This is a genomic window from Humidesulfovibrio sp., assembly GCF_035560995.1.
Classification (GTDB): Bacteria; Desulfobacterota; Desulfovibrionia; order Desulfovibrionales; family Desulfovibrionaceae; genus Humidesulfovibrio.
Window position 1 is genome coordinate 1 of record NZ_DATMYK010000260.1, and the last position, 2,860, is coordinate 2,860.

The 2,860-nt window shown below is 66.9% G+C and carries 3 protein-coding genes; all 3 read left to right on the forward strand.

The features are described from left to right. Positions 1-499, forward strand: a 499-nt coding sequence (locus VN419_RS10125; protein WP_414652926.1) for a Fe-S-containing protein, incomplete at its 5' end; no start/stop codon positions are given. Positions 500-892: 393 nt separating this feature from the next. Continuing rightward, positions 893-2,170 carry an ABC transporter permease gene (locus VN419_RS10130; RefSeq protein ID WP_325647097.1) on the forward strand — a complete coding sequence of 426 codons (1,278 nt, stop codon included), beginning with the start codon at positions 893-895 and terminating at the stop codon, positions 2,168-2,170. A gap of 9 nt (positions 2,171-2,179) precedes the next feature. Next, positions 2,180-2,857 carry an ABC transporter ATP-binding protein gene (locus VN419_RS10135; protein ID WP_325647099.1) on the forward strand — a complete coding sequence of 226 codons (678 nt, stop codon included), beginning with the start codon at positions 2,180-2,182 and terminating at the stop codon, positions 2,855-2,857. Positions 2,858-2,860: the final 3 nt, after the last annotated feature.

Consider the following 2,860-nt stretch of genomic DNA (forward strand, 5'->3'; position numbering starts at 1 on the left):
CCCCCGCGCCATCGCCATCGCCGCCCCGGCACCCTACGCCGGTCCTGGACATCTCGTCATCGTCGCCGCTCTGGTCGTCCTGGCGTTGCTGCTGTTCTCAAGCCTCACCCGCGCCCAGGCAGGGTTCTTCGGCGGCCCGGCCGAAGTGAAGGCCAAGGCCGGGGCCGTCACCATCCCCGTGGCCGACGTCTCTGACGGCAAGGCCCATTTCTACAGCTTTAAAACTGGCGGAAAGGACGTGAAGTTCTTTGTTGTCAAAAGCAAGGACGGCGTCATCCGCACCGCTCTGGACGCCTGCGACGTGTGCTACCATGCCAAGAAAGGCTACACCCAGCAGGGCGACGTGATGGTGTGCAACAACTGCGGCATGAAGTTCAACACTGCGCGCGTCATGGATGTGAAGGGCGGCTGCAATCCCTCGCCCCTGCCGCGCAGCGTGGACGCCAAGAACGTCGTCATCCGCGAAGCCGACCTTGCCGCCGGCGTTAAGTTCTTCTAGGTGATGAGCGCAGGGGCTCTGCTCCTGCACCCCGCCAGAGGGCACAAGGCCCTCTGGACTCCCTGTGGCGCGGAGTTTGCCGTTCCGGCGCAAAGCCCCCGGAACGGCAAACTCCGCGCGGAGGGGTCCGGGCGGGAGGTTTTTCCGGCACAGTGCATTACCGCTTCCACCCAGCCCTCACCGCGATGCAAAGGGCCTGGACCACGTGGAACGTGGTCCAGGCCCTTTGCATCGCCCCGCGGGTCCAGGGGGTGCATACCCCCTGGCGGGGTTCAGGGGCAGCGCCCCTGACCGGGGACAAGGGGCAGCGCCCCTTGACTGGATCTCTTGTCTAGACCCCGGCGACGCCCCTTGCTCGTCTTTCCCACACGCAACCATAAGGACCATGGCCGCATGAACATTCTGACCATCGCCCTGCGCAACGCCCGCAAGAAATGGGTGCGCACGCTGCTTCTGCTGCTCGTGTTCAGCCTGGGCGTCGTGTCCATCGTGTCGCTCAGCTTCGTGTCGCGCGTGGTGGGCGAGGGGCTGGAGAAGAAGCTCGTCAGCTTCGGGGCCAACATCCTCGTCTCGCCCAAGAGCGAGAAGCTGACGGTGAGCTATGGCGGCTTCGCCCTGGGCGACATGCTCTTCGACGTGAACTACCTGGACGAGGCGGACACGGTCCGGCGCATCGACGGCATCGGGCTGCGCAAGAACGTCAGCGTCATCGCGCCCAAGCTGGTGGTGATGGACCATGTGCAGGGCACGGCAGTGGCCCTGGTGGGCGTGCGCTTCGAGCAGGAGAAGCTGCTCAAGGGCTTCTGGCTGGTGGAGCAGGGCGTGATTCCCGGCGAGACCCCGGAGCAGGCGGCCGAGCGCGCGGCCATGGGTTCCGGCATGCACGGCGATGCGCCGAAGGCCGAGGCCTCGGCCAAGCCGGCTGCGGTGGCGCATGTTCCGGCCGGCGCGGGTGGACTGTTGGCGGGCAGCGCGGCCGCGGCCAAGCTGGGGCTTTCCGTGGGCTCCACGGTGCCGCTTGGGCATCATACCTTCGTGGTCACGGGCATCCTCGGCCCCACGGGCAGCGAGGACGACAACGTGCTGCTGGCCGACATGGACGCCCTGCAGAAGGCCTCGGGGCATCCGGGCAAGGTGAATTTCGTGGAAGTGGCGGCCCTGTGCTCCGGCTGCCCCATCGACGACATCGTGAACCAGATTTCCGCCGCGCTGCCGGGGGTGGAGATCAAGACCCTGCGCGGCATCGTGGAACAGCGCATGGTCAGCGTGCATTTCGTGAAGCAGCTCATCCTGTCCGTCAGCCTGGTGATCCTGCTCACCGGCTGCTCCATGGTGGGCATCTCCATGCTCTCGGCCGTGAACGAGCGCAAGAAGGAGATCGGCATCCTGCGCTCCCTGGGCTTCTCGCGCCGGGCGGTATTCTCCATCTTCTGCGCCGAGGCCGCGGTCATCGGCCTGTTCGCCGGGCTGGCGGGCTACCTGGCGGGCTACTTCGTCAGCTTCCGCATCCTGGCCGTGTTGGACATGGAGGGCGCCGGGGCCATCGCCTTTGAGCCCCTGCATCTTGTGGCCACGGCCCTGGTGCTGGCGCTTTTGACGTCCCTGGCCTCGCTGTTCCCGGCCTGGAAGGCCGCCAGCATCGAACCCAGCGAAGCGCTGGTCACCCTGTAGGAGGCCGCCATGACCGCAACACCCATTCTCGAAGCCGTCGGCGTCACCAAGGCCTTCACCCAGGACGGTCTGACCGCCCTGGCGCTCAAGGGCGTGTCCCTGTCCGTGAGCCAGGGCGAGTTCGTGTCCATCGTGGGCCGCTCCGGCTCGGGCAAGAGCACCTTTCTGAGCGTGCTCTCCACCCTGCTGAAGCCGGACGCTGGGCAGCTGAACTACCACGGCCGAGACCTGGCCCGGGCCAGCGAGGCCGAGATCAACGCCATCCGCCACGGCGATTTCGCCGTCATCTTCCAGTTCCACTACCTGCTGCCCTACCTGACGGCCCTGGAGAACACGCTTCTGCCCTTCATGCGCGGGCTCAAGCCCGTCACCCGCGCCCAGAAGGCGCGAGCCATGCAGAGCCTGGAGCGCGTTGGCCTGGCAGACAAGGCGCATCGCCTGCCCGGACAGCTTTCCGGCGGGGAGCAGCAGCGCGTGGCCATCGCCCGCGCCCTGGTGAAGGACGCGCGCATCCTCTTTGCCGACGAGCCCACCGGCAGCCTCGACTCGGCAACGGGGGGCACGGTGATGGAACTGCTGAAGGGCATTCACGGCGACGGCCTGTCCGTGGTCATGGTCACGCACAACGAGGAATACGCCCGCCTGGGCGACCGCGTCGTCAGGATGGAGGACGGACTGGTGGTGTAGGAG